The 1,728-nt window shown below is 35.8% G+C and carries 1 protein-coding gene; it reads left to right on the forward strand.

What is annotated here, in order from left to right; genetic code table 11:
• Window positions 1-1,027: 1,027 nt before the first annotated feature.
• Window positions 1,028-1,504, forward strand: a complete 477-nt coding sequence (locus EHQ58_RS15555) for a hypothetical protein (protein WP_135624836.1) — start codon at window positions 1,028-1,030, stop codon at window positions 1,502-1,504.
• Window positions 1,505-1,728: the final 224 nt, after the last annotated feature.

Genomic DNA, 1,728 nt, shown 5'->3' on the forward strand with positions numbered 1-1,728 from the left:
CGCAAGAAGTCGCGCCGACGCTAACGCCTCTGCGAGGCTCAGCTACGGACAACGTCGTGTAGCCTAGTTCGTTATGCGACATTATTCAATTTCATCTTGAAATTTCCTTTGGTTTAAAAAAATTACATCAAAATCAAAAAAATGAACATTTTCGCTATATTCTTAGCAGCATTAAAGTATTTTATTTTCTACAATCTACTATGGTGTACTATTTTTTTCATACCTAGCTTGGCATTTTTACTAAACGGAAATAATGTTTTTGGAATTTTTATACTAGAGCTACTTAATATGAAACAGCATTATATTATAGATAATATATTCTCATTTCTCTTTTTTTATTTGTATTTATTGATGCTAAGCGCATTGTCTACTATTACGATAACTGCTACGAAAATATTTTCTAAAACTAACTTAATTAACAATCTAGGAATCAAGGCTACCATACATTTAGTTCTTAATCCAATAATTCCTTTTATAATTTTCTATCTTATCGGTTTTTCGCCTTTAATATCTGGTATAATTGGTCTAATTTTAGTTTATACTTCTCCAATTATAATATTACTATATTTTTTAAGCCCGATTCTTCTAATTTTTTTCGGAGGAAAATTGCAACCATTCGATAAAGGAAATATCGATACACATTAATAAAATGAGAGTATGTTTTACGATTTTGAATCTAATGATCAGCTACCTAATCTTGAATAGCCAATTAAGCCTTAGTATGATATATAATATCTAGTTCCAAATAATTAAATCACCAAAAAGAATAACGTCGCATAACTGCGGCTGACACGCTCCGCTCGGGACTTGCGCCCTCGCTCGGCCTAAAGGCACATTGTCCTCCGTCACGCTTCTTGCGATGCAAGAAGACGCGCCGACGCTAACGCCTCTTCGAGTCTCAGCTACGGACAACGTCGTGTAGCCTAGTTCGTTATGCGAAATCAAAGATAAACTAAAACTTCCGAAGCAAGTAATTTTAATTTGCAATATCTAATTTCAAATTAATGATTGCCGGAGGAGATTAATAATGAAAAAAATTCTATTTATCGGGCTAATAATGGCTCTTTTAAATTGCGCAAGTGCTCTTTCAATACGAACACAATTTTCAAATGGTGAGGATGATAAAACAAAAATAACGCGTATTGTTGTTCCAGTTGGTTTAGCCGTTCTTAGTGTAAATTCGGTCAAACCGTCTATGTCTCAAATTTTTGATAATCGATATTCGCAGAGTACAATGACGAAATCTTTTAACCTTCTTCCTGGAAAACATATATTGGAAGTAGGATTTGCTAACAGAGATATCGAATCTAAAAATACTCAGATGTTGAATATCGAAGTTAAAGCGAGCGAACTATATTACATTTGCTATGAAAAAAATCTAACAACTTGGAAACCTGCAGCTATGCGATTAACAAATGAACAATATGAAGAAGCAGAAATAATGGGTGGATATAACTATGCTTTAAAGAAATCTGAAGATTCCAAAAAATGCTTTCCTAAATAAATTTCGACTTATCTCTTTTTCAAAGATGTTGAAGACTTCATTATCTTCTCATCTTTGACTTCGCATAACTGCGGCTGACACGCTACGCTCGGGACCCCGGCCCTCGCTCGGCCTAAAGGCACATTGTCCTCCGTCACGCTTCTTGCGTCGCAAGAAGTCGCGCCGACGCTAACGCCTCTGCGAGGCTCAGCTACGGACAACGTCGTGTAGCCTAGTTCGTTATA

It is taken from the genome of Leptospira ognonensis (assembly GCF_004770745.1).
Lineage (GTDB): Bacteria > Spirochaetota > Leptospiria > Leptospirales > Leptospiraceae > Leptospira_A > Leptospira_A ognonensis.